Genomic DNA, 26,472 nt, shown 5'->3' on the forward strand with positions numbered 1-26,472 from the left:
ACGCACGGCGCCGCCAGCGCGCGGCCCGCGCCGGGCGCGCACCTCAGCCCGCCAGGTGCCCCCACCGCGGCGCGAGCTCGCGCCACGGCCCCACGGCCGCGACCGCGCCGTCCTCCAGCACCACGACCCGGTCCGCCCGCGCCAGCGCCGCCCGCTTCGACGTCGCCCCCACCACGGTCGTCCCGCGGTCCCGCAGGGCCGTCCAGAGCTCGATCTCGGTGCTGGCGTCGAGCGCGCTGGACACGTCGTCGGCGAGCAGGAGCTCGGCCTCGGTCGCCAGCGCGCGGGCGAGCGCGAGCCGCTGCACCTGGCCGCCGGACAGCCGCACGCCGCGGTGCCCGACGAGCGCGTCCGGACCGCCGGCGTCGGCGACGTCGGCGGTCATCCGGGCGGCGTCCAACGGGCCGTCGACCGGGCGGTCGTGGTCGAGCCGCACGTTGTCGGCGAACGTCCCGGACAGCACCCGCGGCACCTGGGCGACGTGCGCGACCCGGCCAGGGCGGAGGAACTCCTGGGCGTCCTGGACGTCGGCGCCGTTCCACCGGATCCGGCCGGTGTGCTCCATCAGCCCCGCCAGGGCCGACAGCAGGCTCGACTTGCCCGCGCCGACCCGGCCGAGCAGCAGCACGAGCTCGCCGCGCGCGACCGTCAGGTCGACGCCCGCGACGCCGATCGTGCCGTCGTCGTGCACGGCCCCGAGCCCGCGGAGCTCCAGCGCCTCGAGCCGGTCGCGCGGGTCGCGGTCCGGCAGCGGCGCGACGCCGGCGTGCAGGTCGACGCCCGGCGCCTCCGCGACCAGGTCCGCGCCGCCGGCGAACGCGCCCGTGGCCTGCTGCCAGGCGCGCGTGCCCGGCGCCTCCGTGACGACGGCACCCGCGACGACCCCGAACCAGTTGAACCCGGCGACGGCGCCGGCGACGAGCAGCGTGCTGGCCAGGTCCCAGACCCCCGCGAGCAGCGCACCCCAGGCCACGACCGCGCCGACCTGCACCATGATGATCGGCACGCCGTCGAGCACGGCCTGCACCCGGTGCTCGAACACGGCGGCCTCGACCCGGCCCGCGTCCACCCGGCGCAGGTGCGCATGCACCTCCGGGGTCCGGGCGGCGAGCTTCACCGTGCGGGCGGCGTCCAGCGCGGACACCAGAGACCGCCCGAAGCCGGCGCGTGCTGCGGCGGACCGGGTCGCCGAGCGCCCGGCGATGCCCCGCCCGGCGAGCGCGCACACCGCGCTCACCACCAGCACCGCCAGCAGGACGCCGCCCGCGAGCAGCGACCAGCTCAGCACCGCCGTGACCGCGACCAGCACGAGGCCGTTCACGAGGTCGACCCAGCGGTCGGCGTAGAGCACGAACCGGTCCGCGTCGAGGGCGCGGGCGACCACCTCGCCCGGCGGGGTGCGGCGCAGCCGGTGCTGCCGGGTCTGCCCGACCAGCACCGACATGCGGACGCGCAGCAGCAGCTCGATCCACCACTTCGGGTACAGCCGGAACGCCAGCGAGTTGCACGGCGCGACCAGCAGCAGCGCCACCACGAGCGCGACGACCAGACCGGTCGTGGGCTCGCCTGCCCGCAGGCCCTCGACCGTGTGGCCCCAGAGGTAGCCCGTGACCGCGCCCTGGGCGGCGAACAGGCTGGACAGCAGGAACAGCAGGCCGCCGAACAGGCCCCAGCGCGGCCGGACGACGAGCGCGTGCGCGATGCTGCGCGCCAGGCTGGGCCCGGTCCCGGGGTCGGGGAGCTCGGGCGCGGGCCCGGTCCGGCGCCGGCCGCCGAGCGCGCCGTCCGACGCGAGCGCGACGACGTCTCCGCGCGGATCCAGCGCGGCGCCGCGGTCCTCGTCGGCCGGCACGGTGGCGCGCGCGGCGTCCCGGTGGTCGTCCGCGGCGGCCGCGTGCCCCGCGTCCCGGCGACCGTCCGCGTGCCGCGCCTCGGCGGAATCGGCGTCGGCCGTCGCGTCGAGCGCCCCGTCGTGCCCCTCGACCCGGCTCGCGGCGAGCAGCGCTCGGAACGGCCCGTCGACGGCCGCCAGCGTCGCCCGGTCGCCCTGCTGCACGACCCGCCCGTGGTCGAGCACCGCGACCTGCTCGGCCCGCTCGACGGTGCCGAGCCGGTGCGCGACGAGCACGCCGGTCCGCCCGCCGAGCAGCCGCTCGGACGCCGCGACCACGCGCGCCTCGGTCAGCGGGTCCATGCGCGCGGTCGCCTCGTCGAGCACGACCACCTGGACGTCCCGGACGAGCAGCCGCGCGAACGCCACGAGCTGCTCCTCCCCCGCGGACAGCGACGTGCCGCCGGGCCCGAGCACCGTGTCGAGCCCGTCCGGGAGCCCGGCGACCCAGTCGGTGAGCCGCAGCTCGCGGACGGCGCCCTCGACGTCGGCGCGGGGGACGTCCGCGAACAGCGCGATGTTCTCCGCGAGGGTCCCGGCGAGGATCTCGGTGCGCTGCGTGACGACCCCGACCGCGGACCGGAGCGCCTGGAGGTCGAGGTCGCGCACGTCGGCGCCGCCGAGCAGCACGGACCCCGGCTCGGGTTCCACCGCGCGGGACAGCAGGGAGGCGAGCGTCGACTTGCCGGACCCGGTGCGCCCGACGAGCGCCACCGTCTGCCCGGCCGGGACGCGCAGGCTGACGCCGCTCAGGGCGAAGGTGCCCTCGGCGTAGGAGAAGCTGAGGTCGCGCAGCTCGAGGTCGAGCGGCCCCTCCGGCACCCCGCGGCCGCCGGCCGGCTCGGGCTCGGTGTCGAGCAGCTCGCGGATGCGGACGATCGCGCCGATGCCCTCCTGCACGTCCGGCAGGTGGCGCGCGAGCATGTCGAACTGCCCGACGAACGTGGCCGTGACCAGGAACAGCGTGACGAGCCGCGCGACGGACAGGTCGCCCCCGCCGGCGAGCAGCACGCCGGCGACGGCCACGCCCGCGAGCAGCGCGTGCAGCAGCGTCCCGGCGCGCGCGGTCATCCGGGTCTCGACCGCGAGCACCCGGTCGAGCATCCGGTGCACGAGCGCGGACGCCTCGGCGAGCCGGCGGACGGCGAACGCCTGCCCGCGGCTGGTGCGCAGGTCGTCGCGGGCGGCGACGGCCTCCTCCAGCGCGGCGGCGTTGTCCGTCCACGCACGCTCCTCGACGACCTTGCGGCGGGCGATCTCGCCCAGCGACGGCCGCACGACCAGGACCGTGACCGCGCCGAGCAGCGGGAACAGCAGCCACGCGGGCCACCAGGTGAGCCCGCCGACGATCCATAGCGGCACGCAGCCGACGAGGGTGCGGCCCATCCCCCACACCTGCCGGCGCACGAGCGTGCCGACGGCGTGCGTGTCGTCGTCGACGCGGTCGAGCACCTCGCCGACCGCCTGCTCGGTCAGCGTGCCGAGCGGCTGGTGGAGGGCGGCGCTCAGCAGGTCGCCGCGCAGCCGGCCCTCCGCGCGGTCCACGACGCCCGCCCACGTCACCTGCCCGACCGTGTCGACGAGCGCCGCGCCGACCAGGCACAGCGCGAGCAGCCACAGCCCGGCGGCGGTCGGCCGCTCGGCCAGGTCGCCCGCGACGACGGTGCCCAGCGCGGCGCCGACCGAGGCCAGCGTCAGCGCCAGCAGCGCGGCGCCGGCGACCGGCCCGCGCAGCCGGCGCCAGTCCAGGCGGCGGGCGGGGTCCGCGGGAGCGCGCGATCCCCGGTCGGCGGCGGCGTCGACCGGGGACGGGGCGGTGGTGGTCTCGAGCATCGCGACGACCCTAGGCCGCCCCACCCACACGGCCGAAGCGGTTTTCGCCCCGGGGAGACGGCCGCGCGGGGCTACGGTCGGCGCATGATCGCGTGGACGACCGCGTTCCTCGACAGCGCCGCCGCGGACTGGTCGCGGACGCTGGCCTTCTGGCAGGCCGCGACGGCCACCTCGCTGTCCCCGTTCCGCGGACCGGACGACGAGTTCGTGACGCTCGTGCCGGCCGACGGCGACCCGTTCCTGCGCGCCCAGCGTGTCCGGTCGGGCCCGGGCGGGGTGCACCTCGACCTGCACGTGCCGGAACCGCGCGCCGCGGCGGACGCGGCCGCGGAGCTGGGCGCCCACGAGGTCGCCGCCTCGGACCACGTCGTGATGGCGTCGCCGGGCGGGCTCGCGTTCTGCTTCGTCGATCTCGACGCCGACCCGGCGCGCCGCCCCGGCCCGGTGCGGTGGCCGCTCGCCGCCGGCGGCGCGCACGCGAGCCTGCTCGACCAGCTCGCGGTCGACGTCCCCGCGGACCGCTGGCCCGCCGAGCGCCGGTTCTGGGCCGCGCTCACCGGCTGGCCCGAGCACCCGACCGCGCCGGACGCGGAGCTCGTCCCGCTCCGCCGCCCCGACGGCGTCCCGCTACGCCTGCTGCTGCAGCGCCTGGACGAGCCGTCGGGCGCCGTCCGGGCGCACCTGGACCTGGCCTGCTCGGACCGCGCCGCCGAGACGGAGCGGCACGTCGCGCTCGGCGCGCGGGTCGAGCGGGTCCGCCAGCACTGGACCGTGCTGGCGGACCCCACGGGGCGGCGGTACTGCCTGACCGACCGGGACCCGGCCACCGGCGCCCTGCCCTGAGCGCGCGGCGCCGCGGACCGCGCCCCCGACCTCCGGCCGGCGCACCCCGCGCCGGCACCGCGTCGCCCGGGGTCTGGCCCGGCCCGAGCCGGTGGCGGTAGCGTCGCGCCGTCGAGGTCGCCCGGGCGGCCACGGCGGCACCCGGCCGCCGGCGGCCCGGCGCCGGAGGAGGCCCGCGTGGGCACGGTGGTGATGTACGCGTCCGTGTCGGTGGACGGCTTCGTCGCGGACGAGGACGACGACCCGGGTCCGGTCTTCGACTGGCTGACCGCCGGCGACGTCCCGCTGGACGACGGCGGCGCCCTCACCGTGTCTCGGTCGTCGTACGACTACACGCGCCCGTACTGGGACCGGATCGGCGCGACCGTCGTCGGTCGCCGCGTCTTCGACCTGACGGACGGCTGGGGCGGCGTGCCACCGAGCGGGGTCGCGCACGTGGTCGTCGTGACGCACCGGCCCCCGCCCGACGGGTGGGACCCGGCGGCGCCGTTCCACTTCGTCGACGGCGTCCAGGCGGCCGTGGCGCGGGCGCAGGAGCTGGCTGGCGAGCGGGTGGTCGAGGTCGCCGCCGGCGACGTCGGCGGGCAGGCGCTCGCCGCGGGCCTGGTCGACGAGGTGCGGATGGACGTCGCCCCGGTCGTCCTCGGGTCGGGTCGGCGGTTCTTCGGGACCGCCGGCGGGCCGCACCTGCTGGAGGACCCCGTCGAGGTGCTCCAGGGCACCCGCGTGCTGCACCTGCGGTACCGCGTGCGCCGCTGACCCGGTGGGAGCAGCCCGGCCGGGCCTGCCGTCGTCATCCCCGTCGCCTCGGCTGGGGTCGGTGGTCCGCCGCTCGTCGGACACCACGCGGCCCACCCCTCAGGCCGGGGCGTCGGCAGGCCGATCAGGAGGAGGAACGGGTTCGACGCCCACGCGAGGCGGGCGGACGAGCCCGACGGCCACGGAGGCGGAGGACGGGATGACACGCGACACGGCACCGCCCCACACACCGACGCAGCAGCGCCGGGCCCGACCGGCGCGCCGCGCCCGACCGGGGGCGTGGACGTCCCCGACGCCGCCCGACCGGGTCGTCGAGCGGCCGTCCCGCACGCGGGTGGTCCTCGTCGGGGCGCTCGCGGCGTTCGTCCCCGCCGCCTCCCGCACCCGGGCCCCGAGCGTCCTGGAGCACGCCCTGGCGGCGGGTCCGGGCAGCCCGCAGTGGCTCGCGGTGCTCGGGTACGAGGTGCTCGTGGTGGTGTGGACCGCTCTGGTCCTGGTGCGCTCGGTGACCACCCTCACCGGCGCACCGGGCGGCCCGCCCGTCCTCGAGGTGCGCAGCGCGTGGCGGACGCGGGTCACCACGCTCGGCGACGTCCGGCGCGTCGTGCTCGTGACCGTCGCCGCCCGCGGCGGCACGACCTCCCAGCGGGCGCTGCTGCTCGACGACGGGGGCCGGGTCGTCGGGGCGCCGGCGCACAGCCGCGGGTTCTGGCTCCGCGAGGACACCCAGGCCCTGCTTCGCGGGGCCGGGATCGCGGTCGACTGGGAGCACCGTCGGAGCGACCCGCGTGAGCTCGAGGCCGCGTACCCGGGCTCCTCCCTCTGGACCGACCGTCACCCCGTGCTGCTGACGGTGCTGGTGGTGATCGGCTGCCTGGCAGGCCTCATGGGCCTCGGCTGGCTCCTCGACGCCTGACGCCCCGGGCGCAGGCTCGGGCGCGAACCGGCGGCCCAGGTACGGGCGCGGTCGCCCGCGTCGCGAGGAGCAACACCCACCCCGGCGCGACCCGGGCGGTCGACCTTGTGTCCGGGTGGGCCGTCCTGGCCGTCGCGCTCGTGCTGTCCGCCGCGGCCTTCGTGCTGCTCGTCGTGCTCGCGGGCTGACCGGGCGCGCGCGAGCGACCGACCAGCGAGCACCGCCGGGCGTGGTCCCGCGCCCGCGTGCGCGGGCCCACCACTGCCCGACCGGGTCAGGGCCGGCGGTCGACCAGCAGCCACGCCCCCGCGCCGAGCACGGCCGCGGCGAGCACGACCGTCGCCCAGGCGCCCAGCGTCTCGGCGAGCACGTGCGAGCCGACGAAGCACGCCGCCCCGAGCGCCACCACCGCCACCACCCGCGCGGCCCCGGCCACGGACCACGACCGCCACGCGCACCAGGCGACGCCGAGCACCAGCACCACGCCGCCGAGCGCCCGGACGCCGGTGCCCTGCGCGACGGCGAACGCCGCGACGAGGGTCGCCGCCGCCAGGACGGCGGTCGGCACGACGGCGAGCGGGCCCCGCGGCCGGACGGGCCGGGACGGCGTGGTCGCCGGCCCGGCCCCGGGTGCCGCGGGGCTCGGACCCGTCACGCGTCCTCCCCCACGACCGCGCCGGCGAACTGCGACTGGTACAGCCGGTGGTACGCCCCGCCCGCCCCGATCAGCTCGTCGTGCGTCCCCTTCTCCACGATCGCGCCCTGCTCCATGACGAGGATCAGGTCCGCGTCCCGGATCGTCGACAGCCGGTGCGCGATGACGAACGACGTCCGTCCCTGCCGCAGCGAGGCCATCGCCTGCTGCAGCAGCCGCTCGGTGCGGGTGTCGACCGAGGAGGTCGCCTCGTCGAGGATCAGCACCGACGGCTGTGCGACGAACGCGCGGGCGATCGTGAGCAGCTGCTTCTCGCCGGCCGACAGGTTCGCCGCGTCCTCCTCCAGCACGGTGTCGTACCCGTGCGGGAGCGAGTGCACGAACCGGTCGACGTAGGTGGCCTGCGCCGCGGCGAGGATCTCCTCGTCGGTCGCCGACTGCCGCCCGTACCGGATGTTCTCCCGGATGGTGCCGGCGAACAGCCACGGGTCCTGCAGCACCATGCCGGTGCGGGCGCGGGCGTCGTGCCGGGACAGCGTCGCGATGTCCTGGCCGTTGACGAGGATCCGGCCGCCGTCGAGCTCGTAGAACCGCATGAGCAGGTTGACCAGCGTCGTCTTGCCGGCGCCGGTCGGACCGACGATCGCCACCGTCTGCCCCGGGCGGACGGTGAACGACAGGTCGCTGATCAGCGGCTTGTCGGGGCTGTACGAGAACGCGACGTGCTCGAACTCGATGGTCCCGTCGCCCTCGGCCGGGCGCGGCGCCTGCGGGTCGTCCGGGCTCTGCTCGTCCTCGTCGAGCAGCTGGAACACCCGCTCGGCGGACGCGGTGCCGGACTGCACGACCGCGGCCATGCCGCCGAGCTCGGACAGCGGCTGCGTGAACATCTGCGCGTACTGGATGAAGGCCTGCACGCTGCCGAGCCGCATGGTGCCGTTGGCGACCATGAGCCCGCCCAGCACCGCGATGCCGACGTAGGTGAGGTTGCCGACGAAGGACATGCCCGGCCAGATGATCCCGGACAGGAACTGCGCCTTGAACGAGGCCTGGTAGAGCTCCTCGTTCTCGGCCTTGAACTTGTCCGCGAAATCGCGGCGGCGGCCGAACACCTTCACCAGCGCGTGGCCGGAGAACGACTCCTCGACGCGCGCGTTCAGCCGGCCGACCTTGCGCCACTGGGTGCCGAACGCCTTCTGCGACCGCGGGCCGATGACCCCGAAGATCACGCCCATCAGCGGGATGGACACCAGCGCGACGAGGGCAAGCTGCCAGGAGATCGAGAACATCATGATCAGCACGCCGATCACGGTGAGGATCGACGTCAGCGCCGTGGACAGCGACTGCTGCATCGTCTGCGTGATGTTGTCGATGTCGTTGGTGACGCGGGAGATCAGCTCGCCGCGCTGCACCTTGTCGAAGTACGCCAGCGGCAGCCGGTTGATCTTCACCTCGACCTGCTCGCGCAGGCGCCACATGGCCCGGACCATGATCACGTTGATGATGTAGCCCTGCAGCCAGGTGAGCAGCGCGCCCGCCACGTACAGCGCGAGCACCGTCATCAGCAGCCGGCCGAGCAGGTCGAAGTCGATGCCGGCTCCCGGCACCAGGCCGTCCGCCGCCGCGACCATGTCGGCGACCCGGTCCTGCCCCTGGGCGCGCAGACCCTCGACCGCCTGCTCCTGGGTGAGCCCCTCGGGCAGGTTCCGGGACATGAAGCCGGTGAACACGGCGTCGGTGGCCCGGCCGAGCACCCGGGGCGCGAGCACGGTGAGCACGACGCCGAGCGACCCCATGATCGTCACGGCCACCAGCGCCCACTTGTACGGGCGCAGCAGGCCGATCATCCGGCCGAAGGACTCCTTGAAGTTGTCCGCCTTGCCCGGCGCGACCGAGTCCCAGGAGTCCGACGCCAGGCGCGCCTGCTCCCCGAGCTCGATCTCGAGCTTCTCCTCCTCGGTCAGCTCGGGCTCGGCCGGCTTCGCGGTCCGCGTCTTCTGGTCGCTCATGCGCCGGCCTCCACCGCGAGCTGGGACTCCGCGATCTCGCGGTAGGTCTGGTTGGTCTCGAGCAGCTCGTCGTGCGTACCGAGCCCTGCGACCCGGCCGTCCTCGAGCACGAGGATCTGGTCCGCGCCGGTCACGGTGGACACCCGCTGGGCGACCACGATCTTGGTGACCTCCGGCAGCTCGCGCCACAGCGCCTGCCGCAGCCGCGCGTCGGTCGCGAGGTCGAGCGCGGAGAACGAGTCGTCGAAGACGAGCACCGGCGGACGCCGGACGAGGGCCCGCGCGATGGCGAGCCGCTGGCGCTGCCCGCCGGACACGTTGGTGCCGCCCTGCGCGATCCGCGCCTCCAGGCCGCCGTCCATCTGCTGCACGAAGTCGCTGGCCTGCGCGATCTCGAGCGCGCGCCACAGGTCGGCGTCGGTGGCGTCCTCCTGGCCGAGCCGGAGGTTCGACGCCACGGTGCCGGCGAACAGGAAGGGCCGCTGCGGGACCAGGCCGATGCCCGCCCACAGGTCCTCCAGGGCGCGGTCGCGCACGTCCACGCCACCGACCCGCACGGTGCCGCCGGTGGTGTCGAACAGCCGCGGCAGCAGCGACACCAGCGTGGTCTTGCCCGCGCCGGTGGAGCCGATGACCGCGACCGTCTGGCCGGGCTCCGCCGTGAACGAGACGCCCTGCAGCACCGGGCGCTCGGCCTCCGGGTAGGCGAACGTCACGTCCTCGAACGCCACCTCGCCCGGCCGCGACGCGGCGCGCACCGGCTGCTCCGGCTCGGCGAGGGTCGACTCGCTGGCCAGCACCTCCGAGATGCGCTCGGCCGACACGGCCGCGCGCGGGATCATCACGACCATGAAGGAGGCCATGAGGACCCCCATGAGGATCTGGCCGATGTACTGCATGAAGGCGAGCAGCGTGCCGATCTGCACGTTCCCGGCGTCGACCTCGATGCCGCCGAACCAGATGACGCCGACGACGGTCACGTTGAGCACGAGCATCGCGAGCGGGAACAGCACGACGAACAGCGACCCGATCTTGCGCCCGACGACCATGATGTCGGTGTTCGCGACCCGGAACCGCTCGGCCTCGATGTCCTCGCGGACGAACGCCCGGACCACCCGGACGCCGGTGAGCTGCTCGCGCATGATCCGGTTGACCGCGTCGAGCTTGGTCTGGAACGACCGGAACAGCGGCACCATCCGGCTGATGATCAGGCCGGCGATCACCAGCAGCACCGGCACCGACACGGCGATCAGCCAGGACAGCCCGACGTCCTGCCGCAGCGCCATGATCACGCCGCCGATGGCGAGCATCGGGGCGCTCACCAGCATCGTGGCGCCCATCATCGCGAGCATCTGGACCTGCTGGACGTCGTTGGTGTTGCGCGTGATGAGCGAGCCGGCGCCGAACCGGGAGATCTCCCGCTCGGAGAAGCCGCTCACCCGGCCGTAGACGTCGTCGCGCAGGTCGCGGCCGACCTGCATGGCGGCCCGGGCGGCGAAGTACGTCGCGATGATCGCGGCCACGATCTGGCCGAGCGACACGGTCAGCATGAATCCGCCGGTGCGCCAGATGAACCCGGTGTCTCCGAGGGCCACGCCCTCGTCGATGATCCGGGCGTTCAGGCTCGGCAGGTACAGCATGGCGAGCGCCGAGCCGAGCTGGAACACCAGCACGCCGACGAGCAGCCAGCGGTAGGGGCGCAGGTAGCGCACGAGCAGTCGGGCGAGCACGTGGTCTCCAGGGGTCGGCGGGCGACGAGGTCCGCGACCACGAAGCGGCGGGGGGGACCGTCCGCGATCGGCTCCGACAGGGTAGCCACCGCCGCTGACACCTACCGCGCCCTTTTCGCCCCGCCGACGCTCGCGGGTCGGACCGCGGCCCGGTCGCCCGTCAGGTGCACCGCGAGCACCGCGACGTCGTCGTCCTGGTCCGCGTGGTCGAACCGCCGCAGCAGCACGTCGCACAGGTCGCCGGGCTCGAGCGTCCCCGCCTCGACCGCGACGCCGGCCATCCGGTCGAGCGCGTCCCGCAGGTGCCCGGACCGCCGTTCCAGCAGCCCGTCGGTCACCAGCACCAGCGTGCACGGGCCGGTGGTCACCACGCGCTCGGCGACCCGGCCCGGCGCGCGCGGCACCCCGAGCAGCGGCGACGACGCCCGCAGGTACCGCGCGCCGTCCGGCGTGACGAGCAGCGGCGGCAGGTGCCCGGCGTTCGCGACCTCGACGCTGCCGTCGCGCAGGTCGAGCACGGCGACGCACACGGTCACCAGCTCCGGGTGGCTGCGGATCAGCAGGTCGTTGAGCAGGTCCAAGGCGCGGGCCGGCGGGTGGCCCTCGACGAGGTACGCCGCGAGGGAGAACCGGAGCTGCGCCATGACGGTCGCCGCGCGCAGCGAGTGGCCCTGCACGTCGCCGATCACCGCGGCGACCCGTCCGTCGGGCAGCTCGATGGCGTCGTAGAAGTCGCCGCCGACGCTCAGCTGCGCGTCCGACGCGCTGTACCGCGCGGCCGCCCGCAGCCCGTCGGGGGCGGGCAGCGCGTGCGGCAGCATCGACCGCTGCAGGGTCAGCGCCACCAGGTGCTCCTGGGCGAACGACCGGAGCGTCGCCAGGGCGCCGGTGAGCGCGGCCCGCAGCTGCTGGGCGAGCTCGCGGTCCTCGGCGTCGAGGGCGCCGCCCGGCGTCGCGACGGCGAACCCGCCGATCGGCCGGCCCGCCGCGTCGGTGAGCGGCACGACGTGCCAGTCCGCCGCGGCCACCCCGGCCCGGTCGAGCATCTCCCGCCAGACGCCCGGGGTGTCCGCCGCGGCCAGGTCGTACGGGTCCGGCGTGGGGGACTCCGCGGCCGGGGCGAGCAGGCGTCCGCGCACGACCGCGCGCCCGGCACCCGGGCAGACGACCCGGGTCGCCATGCCGTCCGGCGCGGTCGCGATGACCACCACGGGCGCGCCGAACACCGTCGCCGCCCCGCGCGCCGCGTGCGCGACCAGGTCGTCGAGCGACCCCGCCGAGGCGAGCGGCACCACCGCCGCGGCCAGGTCCGCCATGCGGCGGGCGTGCTCGGTGATGCCGCGGCGGGCGGCGTGCGACCGGCACAGCGCGGAGACGGTCGCGAGGAACTCGTCGCGGTCCAGCGGCTCGACCAGGTACGCGTCCGCCCCGCGCTGCAGCCCCGAAGTTCGGGACCGCGCGTCGATCGACGTCGCCGACACGTGCATGACCGGGACCGCCGTCGCCTCGTCGGCCTTGATCCGCTCGCAGACGTCGAACCCCGACATGTCCGGGAGGTTCACGTCGAGGACCACGGCGTCGTGGCCGGCGGCCAGGTCCAGGGCGTCGCGGCCGGTCCCGGCCTCGGTGACGGCGTAGCCCGCGCGGCGCAGCCAGCTCGCCATGACGTACCGGTGCGCCTCGGTGTCGTCGACGACCAGCACGCGCGCCGGCGCGTCGGTCCCCACGGTCACCGCGCGCCCCCGGTCGCCGCGCGGAGCGCCCGCGCCAGGCCGTCCGCGTCGAGCTCCGCCTTGTCCAGGAACGGCGCGTCCACGTCCGGCGCCTCGGCGCTCGACATCAGCACGACCGGCAGCCCGGCCGTGCGCGGGTCGTCCCGGAGCGCGGCGAGCGTCGCGGGACCGTCCAGGCCGGGCATGCGCACGTCGAGCAGCACCACGTCGGGCAGCGCGGCGGCCGCGGCGAGCGTCGCCAGCGCCTCCGCGCCGTCGCGCGCCTCCAGCACCTCCGCCGCCGCGTCGGCGAGCAGGCCGCGCAGCACGACGCGGCTCGCCTCCTCGTCGTCGACCACCAGCACCCGGCCGAGCGTCGGGACGTCCGTGCGCTCCAGGGTCAGGGTGAAGGTGCTCCCCCGGTCGACCTCGCTGACGACCTCGAGGGAGCCGCCGAGCGCCTCCGCCACGCGGCGGGCGTACGGCAGGCCCAGGCCGGTCCCCTTCACCGACGGCTGCAGCCGGTTGGGCACCTGGAAGAACTCCTCGAACACCTCGCCCAGGTGCTCCGGGGCGATGCCCAGCCCGGTGTCCTGCACCGCCACCACCACGCCGTGCCCGTCGTCCGCCCGGCCCGCGCGCACCGTGACGGCGCCGGCCTCGGTGAACTTCGCGGCGTTGGTCAGCAGGTTGCGCAGCACCCGCTCCAGCAGCTCGGCGTCCGTGTGCAGGACGAGCGTCGGCGGCACGTCCACCCGCAGGTCCACCCCCGTCCGCAGCAGGGGCCGCACGGTCCCGGCGAGCTCGGCGAGCAGCGCCGCGAGGTCGACCCGCACGCGGTGCACGTGCTGGCGGCCCGACTCGGCCCGGGCGAGGTCGAGCAGCTCGTTCACCATCCCGAGCAGCGCCCGGGCGCTGGCGTCGAGGTAGCCGACCTGCACGCGCTGGTCCTCGTCCAGGTCGCCGTCGTGCAGCAGGGACGCGAGCCCGAGGATGGAGTTCACCGGCGCGCGCAGCTCGTGGCTGACGCTGCGCAGGAACCGCGTCTTGGCGTCGTTCGCCGCGGCGAGCTGCCGGCCGCGCTCGTCGAGCTCGGCGTACAGGGCGACGACGCCGCTGTTCGTCTCCTCGAGCTCGTCGGACAGCTGCGTGTACATCGCGAGGACCCCGCGGTTGGTCTCCTCGAGCTCCTCGTTCGCGCGGACCAGGTCGGCCTCCCGCGCGGCGAGCGCGTCGAGCGCCCGGACCAGCTCGGCGTTCTGCACCCGCAGCTCGGTCTGGGCGTCCGCCGACCGGGGCCGGGCGAGCGCCGCGCGCACGCGGTCGAACCGCCCGCCGAGGAGCGCGCCGTCCGGCACCGCCTTGTGCAGCACGACCACCGGGCCGTCCGGCCCGTCCTGCACGTCGACCCGGTCGAGCAGCCGCTCGGCCGCGGCCACGCCGGTCAGGTCGGCGTGGTGCTGGCCCGCCCGGAGGGCACCGGAGACGTGCACGACCAGGCCCGCGCGCGGCGGCGGGGTCACGTGCAGGACGGCGCGGCCGCGGCCGCCGGCGACGACCTCGCGGCCGACCTCGGACAGCGCCGTCGCCAGCCGGACCTGGTCCTGGCGGTCGAGGCCGAGGAGCTCACCGACCTCGCGGCCGACCTGGCGGAGCACGACGACGTCGCTCTCGCCGACGACCTCGACGACCGCGAGCTCGCGCAGCGACGCCGGGTCGGCGGGTGCGGGCACCGGGCCCCGCGGGCTCACGCCGCCGCCCCCGCGCGGGCGACCACGACGCTCGCGTCGTCCCGGCGCACGCCGAAGTCGCGCAGCAGCACGGCCGCCGTCACCAGCGCCGAGGTCCCGAGCAGCCCGGGGTACGGCTGGAGCGACTGCCGCTCGGTGAGGCCGTCGCTGTGCATCACGACGACCGCGCCACGGGGCAGCGGGTACGTCGTCTCCCGGATGGTGCGCGCCTGCGCGCCGACGATTCCCGGGTGGCTGATCATCGCCCGCCGGGTCGCGCCGTCGTCCACCACGCCCGCGATGTTCCCGACGCCGGCGTAGCGGACCTGGTCGACGTCGAGGCGCGCGACCGCGGCGGCCGCGCCGCGCGTGCCGGCGAGCGCCCGGTGCACGGCGGTGAGCAGCGCGACCGGCCCGCCCGGCGGCGCCGCCCGGAACGCCCGCACGGCCTCCGCGCTGGCCACCGCAGCCAGCGGGCCGTGGCCGAGGCCGTCGGCGAGCAGCAGCGTGAGCACGCCGTCGTCCGCGCGGATCGCGTACGCGTCCCCGCACACCTCCTGGCCGGTCATCGGCCGGGTGATCCCGACGGCCGAGGGCACGGGCGCGGGCGCGCCGGCGGCGTGCTCGGCCGCGAACGCCGCCGTCAGGACCGTGCCGGCGCCCGGGCGGGTCCACACGTCCCAGCTCGAGGCCATCCGGACGGCCGCGCCCAGCCCGATGCCGAGCGTGCCCGCCGTCGACGTGCCGTCCACGACCGCCGCCTCGACGTCGGGGATGCCGGGTCCGGAGTCCACGGTCACGACCTCGACGACCGGGCCCGCGGCGGCGTGCCGCAGGCGCAGCAGCACCGCGCCTGCGCCCGCGTGCTTGACGACGTTGCCGGTCAGCTCCGTCACGGCGAGCCCGATCTCGCCGACCCGGTCCGCCGGCATGCCGACGCGCTCCGCGAGTCCCGTGGCCGCCCGGCGCGCGGCGCCCGCGGCGCTCACGTGGTCCGCGGTCAGCCAGGCGACGTCCTCGACGGTGCCGTCCGCGCTCACCGCGACCACGAGGCGATGGTGATGCGCGTGCCCTGACCGGGCGCGGTGTCGATCTCGAACTGCTCGACGAGCCGGCGGGAGCCCGACAGCCCGAGGCCGAGGCCGCTGCCGCTCGTCCAGCCGTCGGTCATCGCCTGGTCCAGGTCCGGGATGCCCGGACCCTCGTCGCGGAACTCCACCCGGACGCCGGTCCGCCGGCCGTTCGTCACCTCGGACAGCACCGCCTCGCCGCCGCCCCCGTAGATCAGGGTGTTGCGGGCGAGCTCGCTCGCCGCCGTGACGAGCTTGGTCTGGTCGACCAGCGAGAGCCGGGCGCCCTGGGCCAGCGTGCGCACGGCCTGCCGGACCCGCACGACGTCGCCGTCCGTCGCGATGGGGAGCCGCAGCGCCGCGTCCGGCTCCAGCGCGGTCACGCGCGGTCCGCGTCGAGCCCGAGGAGCAGCGCCTCGGGCGAGGTCGCGTCCGCGGGCTGCAGCATGCGCAGGCCCTTCTCGACGTCGAGCGCGGTCTTGACGCCGTCCAGGGACAGCCCGAGCTCCACCATGGTGATCGCGACCGCCGGGCGCATGCCGACGACCACCGTGGTGGCGTCGAGCACCCGGGAGATGCCGGCGATCGACGACAGCATCCGGCCGATGAACGAGTCGACGATCTCCAGCCCGGAGATGTCGATCAGGACGCCGCGCGCGCCGGTCTGCGTGATGCGCTCGGCCAGGTCCTCCTGCAGCTGCAGCGCGGTCTGGTCCTGGAGGTCGACCTGGATCGAGACCAGCAGGGTCGACCCGAGCTTGAGGATGGGGACGGCGTCCATCAGCCGGCGACCGCCTTCGCGGCGCCGTTCGCGCGCAGCGCCGCGACGAGCGCGTCGGCGAGCGTCGCCTTGGTGCTGATGTCGCCGAACTCGATGCCGAGCGCCACGATCGTCTGCGCGATCTGCGGGCGGATGCCGGAGATGGTGCACTCCGCGCCCATCAGCCGCGCCGCGACGACGGTCTTGAGCAGGTGCTGCGCCACCTGGGTGTCGACGGCCGGCACGCCGGTGATGTCGATGATCGCGTGCTCGGAGCCGGTGTCGACGAGCGTCTGGAGCAGCTTCTCCATCACGACCTGGGTGCGGGCCGAGTCCAGGGTGCCGACCAGCGGCACCGCGACGACGCCTTCCCAGAGCTTGACGACGGGGGTGGACAGCTCGAGGAGCTGCTCGGCCTGCTCGGCGATGATGCCCTCCCGGGCGGCGGCGAAGGACTCGAAGGTGAACAGGCCCAGGTCGTCGACCAGGCGGACCAGGTCCGTGAGGTCGGCGAACGCGGAGCCCTGCTCGTCGGCGGCGAGCGTGTAGAGCCCCTCCTTGAGCGCGAACACGCCGACCGCGGTCTCGCGGGGCGTGAAGCCGAGGCGCGCGCGGGTCGCGGACAGGTCGGCGAGCAGGCCGCGCAGGCCGTCGAACGCGGGCTCGGCGAGGCGGAGGCCGCCCTGGCGGAGCCCGGCGAGCAGCGCCTCGAAGATCTCGCCCTGCTCGCGCTCGGCCTCGGAGCGCGTGGTCCGGCCGCGGAGCTCCGTCACGACGGCGTCGAGCCAGGCGGCGGAGATGTCGGCGCGGCGGCTCTCCAGGATCTCGGCGAGGCGGGCGGCGTCGGCTCCGGGCACGGGGGCACTCCGTTTCGTGGTGCGGCTGCGGGGCCGCCGGAGGGCGGGCGCGGGCGCGATGCTACAGCGCAGGCCAGGTGGACGCGTGCCGGACGACCGCCGGGTCCCGCCCGCCCACCCGTTCGCCCGCGCGCTCCCCCCTGCGCGCTCCCCGCCCGCTCGCCCCGCCCGCCCCTGCACGTCCGCCGAGAGGGCATCCGACACGTCGAGCGAGCACCCCCTGGGTGCTCGCTCGACGTGTCGGGTACTCGCTCGCGGTCAGGGGCCCCGGCAGCACCCGGGGGCGGGATAGCGTCGAGCGGTGCTCCCCGACCCGGCCGACGACGTCCGCCCCGACCCCGACGCGCGCCTCGACCCCGGCGCCGTGCGCGCGGACCGCATCGACGTCGACCTGGTGCGCGCCCTGCTCGCCGAGCAGCACCCGCGCTGGGCCGGCCTCCCGCTGCGCCCGGTCGCGAACGGCGGCAACGACCACCGGATGTTCCGGCTCGGCGACGACCTGGCCGTCCGGCTGCCCAGCGCGCCGGGCTACGTCCCGCAGGTCGCCAAGGAGCAGGCGTGGCTCCCCCGGCTCGCGCCGCACCTGCCGCTGCCCGTCCCGGAGGTCCGCGCTGTCGGGGCGCCGTCGGAGCTCTTCCCTGCGCCGTGGTCGGTCTACGCCTGGCTGCCGGGCGCGCCGCTCGCCCGCACCCCGGTCGACGACCCGGTCCGGATCGCCGGCGACCTGGCGGGCTTCCTCGTCGCGCTGCGCGGGTGCGACACCGGTGGCGCGCCGGGTCCCGGCCTGCACAGCGCGTTCCGCGGCGGGGCGCTGGAGCACTGGGACGACGAGGTCGGCGACATCCTGCACCGCGTGCACGGCCGCGACCGGGACGTGGCCGCGGGCCTGTGGCGGGACGCGCTCGCCGCGCCGTTCACCGGGACGCCGACCTGGCTGCACGGCGACGTGGCGGTCAACAACCTGCTGGTCCAGGACGGGCGGCTGTCCGCGGTCGTCGACTTCGGCTGCTCCGCGGTCGGCGACACCGCCTGCGACACGACGCCGGTGTGGACGTGGCTGTCGGGCGCCGCGCGGGACACCTACCGCCGGGAGCTCGGCGTGGACGACGCGACCTGGGCCCGCGGCCGCGGCTGGGCCGTGTGGAAGGCGTTGATCCTCGTCACGAACGAGCCCCCGGAGCAGCGCCGCCTGGCGCGGCACGTGCTGGACGAGCTGCTGGCCGGCGTCTAGCCCTCGGAGCCGCCGGCGGCGCGATCCCGCTCCACGAACTGGTCCCCGAGCGCCAGGTCCCCGGTCGTCTCGACCACGACGGCCAGCAGGTCCGTCGTCGCCCAGGTCTGGTGCGTCTCCCCCGTCTCCCAGACCACGAGCGTGCCCGCGCCGACAGGCACACGCGGGTCCTCGTCCACCTGGACCTCGCCCGTCCCGGCGACGACGGCGAACGCCTGCCGGCGCACCGCGGGGTGCCGACCGAGCGTGCCGCCCGCCGACACGCGGGCCACCGACACGCTCGTCGCCCGCGCGTCGGCGACCGGCGGCAGGAAGTCCATCAGCACCCCATGGCTGTCGAACGCGTCGAGCGACCGCACCGGGAGGTCGTAGATTCGCATGCCGCCATCCTGCCCGGGCAGCCGTGGGAGGGCACCACCCGGACGCCCCGGCCGCGCGCGCCGCTCAGTGGCCTGCACCGACCTCCACCAGGAGCACGCCCGCGACGATCAGCGCGATCCCGAGCAGCATCAGCCGGGTCAGCGGCTCGCCGAACAGGTACCGGCTCGCGATCGCGGTCACGGCGACACCCGTCGCGGTCCAGATGCCGTACGCCACCCCGATGCCGAGCCCGAGCGCGAGGGCCCCGCTCAGCAGGCTGAACGCGGCGAGGTACCCGAGGACGACGGGGAGGTACCAGCGCCGCGACCCGCCGGTGCTCGCCACCCGCAGCGACAGCGTCGCGACGACCTCGCAGGCGATCGCCCCGCCCAGCAGCAGCCACACCATCAGCGGCCACCCGCGGTCGCCGCGGACGCGTCGGCGACGCGCCCCCGGTGCGCCCGCTGCGCGCCGAGCTCGACGAGCAGCACCCCGACCATGATCAGAGAGATTCCGGCCACCATCACCGGCGTGAAGGGCTCGCCGAACACCGTCGCCCCGAGCGCCGCGGTGAGCGCGACCCCGGTCGCGCCCCAGACGCCGTACGCCACGCCGAGACCCATGCCCGCGCGCAGCACGCCCGCCAGCAGCACGAACGCGGCGACGTAGGCCGGCACGACGACGGCGTACCAGCCGCGGTGGTCCACGGCGGCACGCAGGGCGAGCGACCCCGTCACCTCCGTCGCGATCGCGCCGAGCAGGAGCAGCCAGGCCCGGGCCGGGGCGGGGGGTCGTGCGTCGTCCACCCGGGCACCGTAGGCGACGCGGGGCCGCGGCACCCGTCACCCGCCGGGCGCTCGGTCGGACGCGCGGTGGACCCGGCGGCGACCGGGCCCGCGGTCAGCCCTTCTTCAGCGGGTCGTGGCCCCAGTTCATCAGCGAGTACCGCCAGGCGGTGTCCTCGACGTCGCCGGACGGCTTCTGCGCGAGGTGCCGGTGCACGTAGCCGACGACCTTCCGCATGTGCGCGTAGTCGTCGTCGGACAGGTCGGCCTTCTTCGTCCGGGCGATCTCGAGGATCCGCCGTCCCGAGTGGTGCCCGACCGACTCCCCGCCGCCGTCCTTCTGGCCGACGCCCTTCGACTCGTCGGTCTCGAGCCAGTGCTCGAGCTCCTTCGGCGTCATGTTCACGGCGTCGGCGTAGTCCCGCTCGACCTCGGTGCGCTCCTCGTCGTCCATGCGCGCCATCGTGGCACCGGCGCGCCGGGCTCACGCGTCGAACCGTCGCCGACGGCGACCAGGCTGCGCCGATCCGGAACGCGTCCCACCCGCCGCGACCCGCGCGGCAGCGGGAGGGCGCACCGCAGCCGCCCCACGGTCCCTCAGGCGCCGACGTACGCCGCCAGGTGTTCCCCGGTGAGCGTCGACCGCGCCGCCACGAGGTCCGCCGGCGTGCCCTCGAACACCACGCGCCCGCCGTCGTGCCCGGCCCCGGGCCCGAGGTCGACGATCCAGTCGGCGTGCGCCATCACGGCCTGGTGGTGCTCGATCACGATGACCGACTTCCCGGAGTCGACCAGCCGGTCCAGCAGACCGAGCAGCTGCTCGACGTCGGCGAGGTGCAGGCCGGTGGTCGGCTCGTCGAGCACGAGCACCCCGCCCTTCTCCCCCATGTGCGTCGCCAGCTTGAGCCGCTGCCGCTCGCCGCCGGACAGCGTGGTGAGCGGCTGGCCCAGGCTCAGGTAGCCGAGGCCGACGTCCGCCAGCCGGTCGAGGACCGCGTGCGCCGCCGGGGTCCTGGCGTCGCCCGAGCCGAAGAACGCCTCCGCCTCGGTGACGGACATCGCGAGCACCTCGCTGATGTTCCGGTCCCCCAGCCGGTACTCGAGCACCGACGCCTGGAACCGCCGGCCCTCGCACTCCTCGCAGGTCGTCGCGACGCCCGCCATCATGCCGAGGTCGGTGTACACGACGCCCGCGCCGTTGCAGGTCGGGCAGGCGCCCGCGGAGTTCGCCGAGAACAGCGCCGGCTTGACTCCGTTGGCCTTCGCGAACGCCTTGCGGATCGGCTCCAGCAGGCCGGTGTACGTCGCCGGGTTGCTGCGCCGCGAGCCGCGGATCGCGCCCTGGTCGATCGCCACGACCCCGTCCCGCCTCGACACCGACCCGTGGATCAGCGACGACTTCCCCGACCCGGCCACACCGGTCACGACGGTCAGCACGCCCAGCGGCAGGTCGACGTCGACGTCCTTGAGGTTGTGCGAGGACGCCCCGCGCACCTCCAGCACGCCGGTCCGCGAGCGCACGGAGGGCTTCAGCGACGCGCGGTCGTCCAGGTGCCGCCCGGTCAGCGTGCCGCTCTTCCGGAGCTCGGCGACCGTCCCCTGGAACACGATCTCCCCGCCGCCCGTCCCGGCGCGGGGCCCGAGGTCGACCACGTGGTCCGCGACGGCGATGGCCTCGGGCTTGTGCTCGACGACCAGCACGGTGTTGCCCTTGTCCCGGAGGCGGAGCAGCAGGTCGTTCATCCGCTGGATGTCGTGCGGGTGCAGGCCGATGGTCGGCTCGTCGAACACGTAGGTGACGTCGGTCAGCGACGACCCGAGGTGCCGGATCATCTTGGTGCGCTGCGCCTCGCCGCCGGACAGCGTCCCCGACGGACGGTCCAGCGACAGGTAGCCGAGCCCGATCTCGACGAACGAGTCGAGCGTCTCGCCCAGCGACTCCAGCAGCGGCGCGACGGACGGCTCGTCGAGCTCCCGGACCCACGCCGCGAGGTCGCTGATCTGCATGGCGCAGGCGTCCGCGATGCTGAGGCCGCGGATCTTCGAGGACCGCGCGCCCTCGTTCAGCCGGGTGCCGTCGCAGTCGGGGCACGTGGTGAACGTGACGGCGCGCTCGACGAACGCCCGGATGTGCGGCTGCATCGCGTCGACGTCCTTCGCGAGCATCGACTTCCGGATCTTCGGGATCAGGCCCTCGTAGGTGACGTTGATGCCCTCGACCTTGATCTTGGTCGGCTCCTTGTACAGCAGGTCCGCGAGCTCGCGCTCGGTGAAGTCGCGCAGCGGCTTGTCCATGTCGAAGTACCCGGAGCCGCCGTAGATCCGCCCGTACCAGCCGTCCATCGTGTAGCCGGGGATCGTCAGCGCGCCCTCGCCGAGCGACTTGTCCGCGTCGTACAGCTGGGTCAGGTCGAAGTCCTGGACCGTGCCGCGCCCCTCGCACCGCGGGCACATGCCGCCGGTGACGCTGAACTCCCGGCGCTCCTTCGTCTCGACGCCGCCCTTCTCGAACGTGACCGCGCCCGCGCCGCTCACCGACGCCACGTTGAACGAGAACGCCTGCGGCGACCCGATGTGCGGCTGCCCCAGCCGGCTGAACACGATCCGCAGCATCGCGTTCGCGTCCGTCACGGTGCCGACCGTGGACCGGGGGTTCGCGCCCATCCGCTCCTGGTCGACGATGATCGCGGTGGTCAGGCCGTCGAGGACGTCCACGTCCGGGCGCGCCAGCGTCGGCATGAAGCCCTGCACGAACGCGCTGTACGTCTCGTTGATCATCCGCTGCGACTCGGCGGCGATGGTCGCGAACACCAGGGAGCTCTTGCCCGAGCCCGACACCCCCGTGAACGCGGTCAGCCGGCGCTTGGGGATCTCGACGTCGACGTCCTTGAGGTTGTTCTCCCGCGCGCCCCGCACGCGGATCAGGTCGTGGCTGTCGGCGACGTGCGGCGTCGTCGCCGCCTCCGTCCGCGTGGCGGTCATGGGGTCTCCGTCCGGGATGTCGCGATGGTGGCGACCCAGCCTGGCGGCGCGGCCCGACCCGGCGCAAGCACCCCGGCGGTCCCGGGCGACCCCGCCGCGCGCCGGCAGCGGGCGCGCGTCAGCCCGCGAGCGCCGCGCGGTACGGCCGGAAGAACTCCCGCAGCTCCCGCGCGTACGCCTCGGGCTGCTCGATCGGCGCGAAGTGCCCGCCGCGCGCCGGCTCGGTGACGCGCACCGTGTGCGCGGTCCGGTCGAGCCAGGCCCGCGGCGGCCGCACGATGTCGCCCGGGAACAGCGCGAACCCGGAGGGCACCTCGACGCGCCGGGCCAGCTGCTCGGGCGGGATCGCGGCGTTCGCCCGGTACATCCGCATCGACGACCCGATGGTCCCGGTGAACCAGTAGATCGACAGGTTCGTGAGGATCTGCTCCCGGGTCAGCGCGCCCTCGGGGTGGCCACCGCCGTCGCTCCAGGACCTGAGCTTCTCCCCCACCCACGCCGCCAGCCCGGCGGGCGAGTCCGTGAGGCCGACCGCCTGGGTCTGCGGCTTGGTCCGGTGCAGCACCGCGTACGCCCCCTCGGTCGCGACCCAGCCGGCGACCTCGCGCAGCCAGTCCCGCTCCTCGGGAGTCAGCGCGCCGGGGTCGACCCACGGTCCCGGCAGGCCGGCGTCGGTGCGGTGCGCGGCGACCACGCGGTGGGGGTGGTCGAGCGCGAGGTACCGGGTGACGTGGCTGCCGATGTCGCCACCCGCCGCCCCGAACCGGTCGTACCCCAGCGCGGTCATCAGCTCCGCCCACAGCCCGGCGACGGCGATCGAGTCGAGCGCGTCCGCAGGCCGGTCGGAGTAGCCGAAGCCGGGCATGTCCGGCACCACGACGTCGAACGCGTCCGCCGGGTCCCCGCCGTGCGCGCCGGGGTCGGTCAGCAGGTCGACCACCTCGGAGTACCGCCAGAACGAGTCGGGCCAGCCGTGGGTCAGCACCAGGGGCAGCACCGGCCCGACGGGCGCCGCCGCACGCGCGTGCACCACGTGCACCCCGATCCCGCCGACCCGCACCCGGTACCGCGGGAGCCGGTTCAGCGCCGCCTCGTGCGCGGGCCAGTCGAAGTCGTCCGCCCACGTCCGCACCAGGTCGCGGAGCCAGTCGACGTCCACCCCCTGCGACCAGCCCGCGTCCTCGGGGACGTCCGGCCAGCGGGTGGCGCGCAGCCGCCGGCGCAGGTCGTCGACCGCCGCGGGGTCGGTGCGGGGCGCGAACGGCTCGGGACGGGGACCTGTGGCGTCCGGCATGGCGCCACCCTAGGACCGGCGACCGCGCCGGCGGGAGGGGTCAGCCGCCGATCCGCACGAGCTCCTCGAGGCCCCCGTACAGCGCGCCGCCCCAGGCGCTCGCCCACCCGTTCGTCTCCGGCGGCAGCGGCGTGCGCCACAGCAGCGCGCCCGAGCGGAGCGACCAGGCGGCGAGGAGCGAGCCGCCCTCCTCGTCCTGCTCCACCAGCAGCAGAGCCCGCCCGTCCGTCGCGGGCGCCGCCCAGCTCCCCGAGGTGTCGCGCACCGGCTGGCCGTCCTGGTCGAGCTCGCGGTACGTGCGCCACACCTCGCGCCCGTCCCACGCGTCGACCGCCCGCACCGCGGTGGCGTCGACGCCGTAGAGGACGCCGTCGAGCAGCAGCCAGGCGCCGTCGGCCCGGCCGTCCAGGCGGGCCTCCCAGAGGGTCGTCCCGCTGACCGCGTCCACCGCGCGGAGGGTGCGGTCACCGGCCACGACGGCGGACAGGATCTCCACCCCGGGCACGGAGCCGTCGTCCACGTCGAGCTGCACCGGCAGCGCCGGGACGACCGCCGTGCCGGTGCCGTCCGGTCCGGCCAGCCGCACCGAGCCCGGGTCGTCGTCCTGGACGAGGAGCCCGCCCCCGCGGCCGACCCACACCTGCACCCCGTCCGCCTGCACCGCGCCGTCCGACCGGGCGAGCACGTGCGACCGCTGGCCCGCCCAGAGCAGCACGTGGTCGTCCAGGAGCGTCACGTGCGGGTCGAAGACCGGGTCGGGCGTCACACCGGCCAGCTCCGTGGTCCACAGGTCCTCCTGGGTGGCGACGTCCTCGGCGGTGACGCGGACCGTGCCGTCGGCCACCACCTCGCCGAGCACCAGCACGGCGTCGTCCGCGGCGACGGACGTCTGCGCCGCGACCTCCCGGTCGGTCAGCACCGCCCCGGTGCCGGCGTCGAACGTGAGCACCCGGCTCCGTGTCGGCGGGTCCTCCGTCCAGCCGCCGTCGCCGGTCAGCGTCGCCGGGCGGTCCGACACGAGGCAGCGGACCCGGGTGGTCCCACCCGTCTCGCCCGCCGCCCAGCACTGCGGCTCGCGCATGGTGGGCCGGGCCGTGGCCTCCTCCTGCGTCTCCACGGCGGTCCGCCACGCCTCCGCGCCCGTGACCGCGTCGACCGCCGACACGGCGCGCGGCTTGCCGAAGTCGACCTCCTCGGCCGCGACCCGCAGGTCCCCGGCGACGATCGTGCCGGTCCCGAACGGCCCCCTGACGGAGCTGTCGACCGGCGACGTCGGCAGCTCGGGCCCGACGTCGTACCGGACCACGCCGTCGACCTCGCGCGCCGCGGCGACCCGGCCCCGCTCGCGCACGTCCTGCAGGACCTGGACCCCGACGACTCCCGCGACCGCGACGGCTGCGACGGGCCACCACCGCAGCAGCGCGCGTCGCCGCCGCCGGCGCCCCTCGGCATCCGGGTCGCCCGCCTCGGCAGCGCCCGGCCCGGGGCCCGGCTCCTCGCCGAGCTCGACCTCCTGCATCGCCTCGTGGCCGGCCATGCACGGCAACCTACGGCCGCGAGGCGCGGCCGCGGGCCGGTTCCGGGATCGAGATGTGCGGCTTCCGTGAGCAGGCCGCCGATCTATTGACTTTCGATAGATACCAAGCGACTCTCGATTCCATGATCGAACGCTGGGCCACCGCCCTCCTCCGCATCGCCCTCGTGGTGCTCTTCGGGATCCTGGTCGTCTTCCAGACCCTGTCGCTGCCCGGGCAGTTCCGGTACCTCGCCGAGCAGAACCCCGAGGACGCCGCCCTGCGCTGGCCCGCCACCGCGATCACGGTGTTCTGGGTGCTGTGCGTGCAGGTCGTCATCGTCGCCACCTGGCGGCTGCTCACCCTGGTCCAGAAGGACCGCATCTTCACCGAGGCCTCCCTCGGCTGGGTCGACGCGATCGTCTGGGCGGTCGCCGCCGGCTGGCTGGTGCTCATCGCGGTGCTCCTCTGGGTCGGGTTCCAGGCCGACGACCCCGGGCTGCCGATGCTGCTGTTCCTGGCGACCGCGGTCGTCACGGTCGTCGGGCTCGTCCTGATCGTCATGCGCGCGCTGCTCCGCCAGGCGACGGCGCTGCGCACCGACATGGACGCGGTCATCTGATGGCGATCGTCGTGCGCCTCGACGTCGAGCTGGCCCGCCGCAAGATGAGCGTCGGCGAGTTCGCCGAGCGGGTCGGCCTCACGCCCGCGAACGTCGCCGTGCTGAAGAACGGCCGGGCCAAGGCGGTGCGGTTCAGCACCCTCGAGGCGATGTGCCGGGTGCTGGAGTGCCAGCCGGGCGACCTGCTGGAGTGGGTCGACGACTGATCGCGGCGCCGCGCGGGGACGGCGGGTGGCGCCGCGCGGGGACGCCGCGCGGCCACGCGATCGTCCGCGCCGGGTGATGCCCGGCGCACCCCGCGCCGTGCCACGGTGGGCCGGACCGCTCTGCGCGGCACCGGCTCCGTCCGGGCGCCGGGCGCGCCGGGCGGCCGCCGAGGGGGTCGACCGGTATGGACGCCTGGAACTACCTGATCATCCTGGCGCTGGTCATCTACGCCATCGTCCGGCAGACGCAGAAGCACGAGGTCGTCGGGAGCACCCGGTTCAAGCTCGCGCTGATCTACGCGGGCGTCGGGCTGGTGATCGGCGGCTTCAACCTGCCCACCGGACCGTGGGGGTGGTCGTTCCTCGGGTTCAGCCTCGTGCTGTCGGCGGTCGTCGGCCTCGTCCGCGGGCGGCTGACCCACGTGTGGCGCGACCCGGCCGACGGGCGCGTGTGGGCGCAGGGCACCGCGGTGACGATCGCCCTGTTCGTCGGGCTGATCCTGGCCAAGGTCGCGCTCGGCACGATCGCGTACCTCAACGACATCAGCGACGACGGCGGCACCGGCGAGGTGCTGCTGATGATCGCGCTCATGGTCGGCCTGCAGGCCGAGATCGTGTGGCGCCGGGCCCGCGCGCTCGGCGCCCGGGCGAGCAGCCGCGCCCCGGCCGCACCCGCGGCGCCGTGACCGCGGCGCCGGGCGGCCGGGTCCGCC

At 75.7% G+C, this 26,472-nt stretch carries 24 protein-coding genes; 7 read left to right on the forward strand and 17 right to left on the reverse strand.

The annotated features are described in order from the left end of the window. Positions 1-43: 43 nt before the first annotated feature. Positions 44-3,724, reverse strand: a complete 3,681-nt coding sequence (locus tag Cpa01nite_RS02090) for an ATP-binding cassette domain-containing protein (protein ID WP_203667070.1) — start codon at positions 3,722-3,724, stop codon at positions 44-46. Positions 3,725-3,808: 84 nt separating this feature from the next. Here Cpa01nite_RS02090 and Cpa01nite_RS02095 point away from each other — a divergent pair, with 84 nt between their 5' ends. From Cpa01nite_RS02095 to Cpa01nite_RS02105, 3 genes are all read left to right on the forward strand, one after another. Beyond that, positions 3,809-4,567: a VOC family protein gene (locus Cpa01nite_RS02095; RefSeq protein WP_203667071.1), complete on the forward strand. Its 759-nt coding sequence runs from the start codon at positions 3,809-3,811 to the stop codon at positions 4,565-4,567. A gap of 177 nt (positions 4,568-4,744) precedes the next feature. Continuing rightward, positions 4,745-5,326, forward strand: a complete 582-nt coding sequence (locus Cpa01nite_RS02100; RefSeq protein WP_203667072.1) for a dihydrofolate reductase family protein — start codon at positions 4,745-4,747, stop codon at positions 5,324-5,326. Positions 5,327-5,525: 199 nt separating this feature from the next. Then, positions 5,526-6,242 (forward strand): hypothetical protein, encoded by a 717-nt coding sequence (locus tag Cpa01nite_RS02105; RefSeq protein WP_203667073.1) that lies wholly within the window; start codon positions 5,526-5,528, stop codon positions 6,240-6,242. Between the two features lie 274 nt (positions 6,243-6,516). On the opposite strand, the gene Cpa01nite_RS02110 is transcribed toward Cpa01nite_RS02105, so the two are convergent. The 9 genes from Cpa01nite_RS02110 to Cpa01nite_RS02150 form a co-directional block, all read right to left on the reverse strand. After that, positions 6,517-6,897: a hypothetical protein gene (locus tag Cpa01nite_RS02110; RefSeq protein WP_239068453.1), complete on the reverse strand. Its 381-nt coding sequence runs from the start codon at positions 6,895-6,897 to the stop codon at positions 6,517-6,519. Further along, positions 6,894-8,906 (reverse strand): ABC transporter ATP-binding protein, encoded by a 2,013-nt coding sequence (locus Cpa01nite_RS02115; RefSeq protein WP_203667074.1) that lies wholly within the window; start codon positions 8,904-8,906, stop codon positions 6,894-6,896. The genes Cpa01nite_RS02110 and Cpa01nite_RS02115 overlap by 4 nt, the downstream gene beginning before the upstream one ends. Beyond that, on the reverse strand, positions 8,903-10,636 hold the full coding sequence (locus tag Cpa01nite_RS02120) for an ABC transporter ATP-binding protein (RefSeq protein ID WP_203667075.1): 1,734 nt from the start codon (positions 10,634-10,636) through the stop codon (positions 8,903-8,905). Before Cpa01nite_RS02120 ends, Cpa01nite_RS02115 begins: the two co-directional genes overlap by 4 nt. A 101-nt stretch (positions 10,637-10,737) precedes the next feature. After that, complete coding sequence (locus tag Cpa01nite_RS02125) at positions 10,738-12,369, reverse strand: SpoIIE family protein phosphatase (RefSeq protein WP_203667076.1); 1,632 nt, start codon at positions 12,367-12,369, stop codon at positions 10,738-10,740. Next, positions 12,366-14,099, reverse strand: coding sequence for an ATP-binding protein (locus Cpa01nite_RS02130; RefSeq protein WP_203667077.1), 1,734 nt, complete (start codon positions 14,097-14,099; stop codon positions 12,366-12,368). Before Cpa01nite_RS02130 ends, Cpa01nite_RS02125 begins: the two co-directional genes overlap by 4 nt. After that, a complete protein-coding gene (locus Cpa01nite_RS02135) occupies positions 14,096-15,127 on the reverse strand; it encodes an ATP-binding protein (protein WP_203667078.1) in 1,032 nt (343 codons plus the stop codon). The genes Cpa01nite_RS02130 and Cpa01nite_RS02135 overlap by 4 nt, the downstream gene beginning before the upstream one ends. Then, positions 15,115-15,531 (reverse strand): ATP-binding protein, encoded by a 417-nt coding sequence (locus tag Cpa01nite_RS02140; RefSeq protein WP_203667079.1) that lies wholly within the window; start codon positions 15,529-15,531, stop codon positions 15,115-15,117. Before Cpa01nite_RS02140 ends, Cpa01nite_RS02135 begins: the two co-directional genes overlap by 13 nt. Then, the gene (locus tag Cpa01nite_RS02145; RefSeq protein WP_203667080.1) at positions 15,528-15,929 is read right to left on the reverse strand and encodes an STAS domain-containing protein; all 402 of its coding nucleotides are present in this window, start codon (positions 15,927-15,929) and stop codon (positions 15,528-15,530) included. The genes Cpa01nite_RS02140 and Cpa01nite_RS02145 overlap by 4 nt, the downstream gene beginning before the upstream one ends. Further along, positions 15,929-16,765, reverse strand: a complete 837-nt coding sequence (locus Cpa01nite_RS02150; protein WP_203667081.1) for an STAS domain-containing protein — start codon at positions 16,763-16,765, stop codon at positions 15,929-15,931. Before Cpa01nite_RS02150 ends, Cpa01nite_RS02145 begins: the two co-directional genes overlap by 1 nt. 301 nt (positions 16,766-17,066) lie before the next feature. Between Cpa01nite_RS02150 and Cpa01nite_RS02155 the strand changes: the two genes are divergently transcribed. Further along, the gene (locus Cpa01nite_RS02155) at positions 17,067-17,996 is read left to right on the forward strand and encodes an aminoglycoside phosphotransferase family protein (protein WP_203667082.1); all 930 of its coding nucleotides are present in this window, start codon (positions 17,067-17,069) and stop codon (positions 17,994-17,996) included. On the opposite strand, the gene Cpa01nite_RS02160 is transcribed toward Cpa01nite_RS02155, so the two are convergent. The 7 genes from Cpa01nite_RS02160 to Cpa01nite_RS02190 form a co-directional block, all read right to left on the reverse strand. After that, on the reverse strand, positions 17,993-18,376 hold the full coding sequence (locus tag Cpa01nite_RS02160) for a cupin domain-containing protein (protein WP_203667083.1): 384 nt from the start codon (positions 18,374-18,376) through the stop codon (positions 17,993-17,995). The two genes, Cpa01nite_RS02155 and Cpa01nite_RS02160, sit on opposite strands and share 4 nt — an antisense overlap. Positions 18,377-18,440: 64 nt before the next feature. Then, complete coding sequence (locus Cpa01nite_RS02165) at positions 18,441-18,764, reverse strand: DMT family transporter (protein ID WP_203667084.1); 324 nt, start codon at positions 18,762-18,764, stop codon at positions 18,441-18,443. Next, a complete protein-coding gene (locus tag Cpa01nite_RS02170) occupies positions 18,764-19,162 on the reverse strand; it encodes a DMT family transporter (protein WP_203667085.1) in 399 nt (132 codons plus the stop codon). The genes Cpa01nite_RS02165 and Cpa01nite_RS02170 overlap by 1 nt, the downstream gene beginning before the upstream one ends. A 94-nt stretch (positions 19,163-19,256) precedes the next feature. Continuing rightward, a complete protein-coding gene (locus tag Cpa01nite_RS02175) occupies positions 19,257-19,595 on the reverse strand; it encodes a DUF3140 domain-containing protein (protein ID WP_203667086.1) in 339 nt (112 codons plus the stop codon). 143 nt (positions 19,596-19,738) lie between these two features. Further along, positions 19,739-22,123: an ATP-binding cassette domain-containing protein gene (locus Cpa01nite_RS02180; protein ID WP_203667087.1), complete on the reverse strand. Its 2,385-nt coding sequence runs from the start codon at positions 22,121-22,123 to the stop codon at positions 19,739-19,741. Positions 22,124-22,241: 118 nt separating this feature from the next. Beyond that, positions 22,242-23,417, reverse strand: a complete 1,176-nt coding sequence (locus Cpa01nite_RS02185) for an epoxide hydrolase family protein (protein WP_203667088.1) — start codon at positions 23,415-23,417, stop codon at positions 22,242-22,244. A gap of 40 nt (positions 23,418-23,457) precedes the next feature. Further along, complete coding sequence (locus Cpa01nite_RS02190; protein ID WP_203667089.1) at positions 23,458-24,954, reverse strand: outer membrane protein assembly factor BamB family protein; 1,497 nt, start codon at positions 24,952-24,954, stop codon at positions 23,458-23,460. A gap of 122 nt (positions 24,955-25,076) precedes the next feature. On the opposite strand from Cpa01nite_RS02190, the gene Cpa01nite_RS02195 reads away from it, so the two are divergent. From Cpa01nite_RS02195 to Cpa01nite_RS02205, 3 genes are all read left to right on the forward strand, one after another. Then, the gene (locus Cpa01nite_RS02195; RefSeq protein WP_203667090.1) at positions 25,077-25,553 is read left to right on the forward strand and encodes a DUF2975 domain-containing protein; all 477 of its coding nucleotides are present in this window, start codon (positions 25,077-25,079) and stop codon (positions 25,551-25,553) included. After that, positions 25,553-25,759: a helix-turn-helix domain-containing protein gene (locus tag Cpa01nite_RS02200; protein ID WP_203667091.1), complete on the forward strand. Its 207-nt coding sequence runs from the start codon at positions 25,553-25,555 to the stop codon at positions 25,757-25,759. The genes Cpa01nite_RS02195 and Cpa01nite_RS02200 overlap by 1 nt, the downstream gene beginning before the upstream one ends. Before the next feature lie 185 nt (positions 25,760-25,944). Next, positions 25,945-26,445, forward strand: a complete 501-nt coding sequence (locus Cpa01nite_RS02205) for a hypothetical protein (protein WP_203667092.1) — start codon at positions 25,945-25,947, stop codon at positions 26,443-26,445. Positions 26,446-26,472 lie beyond the last annotated feature (27 nt).

It is taken from the genome of Cellulomonas pakistanensis, assembly GCF_016862755.1.
Lineage (GTDB): Bacteria > Actinomycetota > Actinomycetes > Actinomycetales > Cellulomonadaceae > Cellulomonas > Cellulomonas pakistanensis.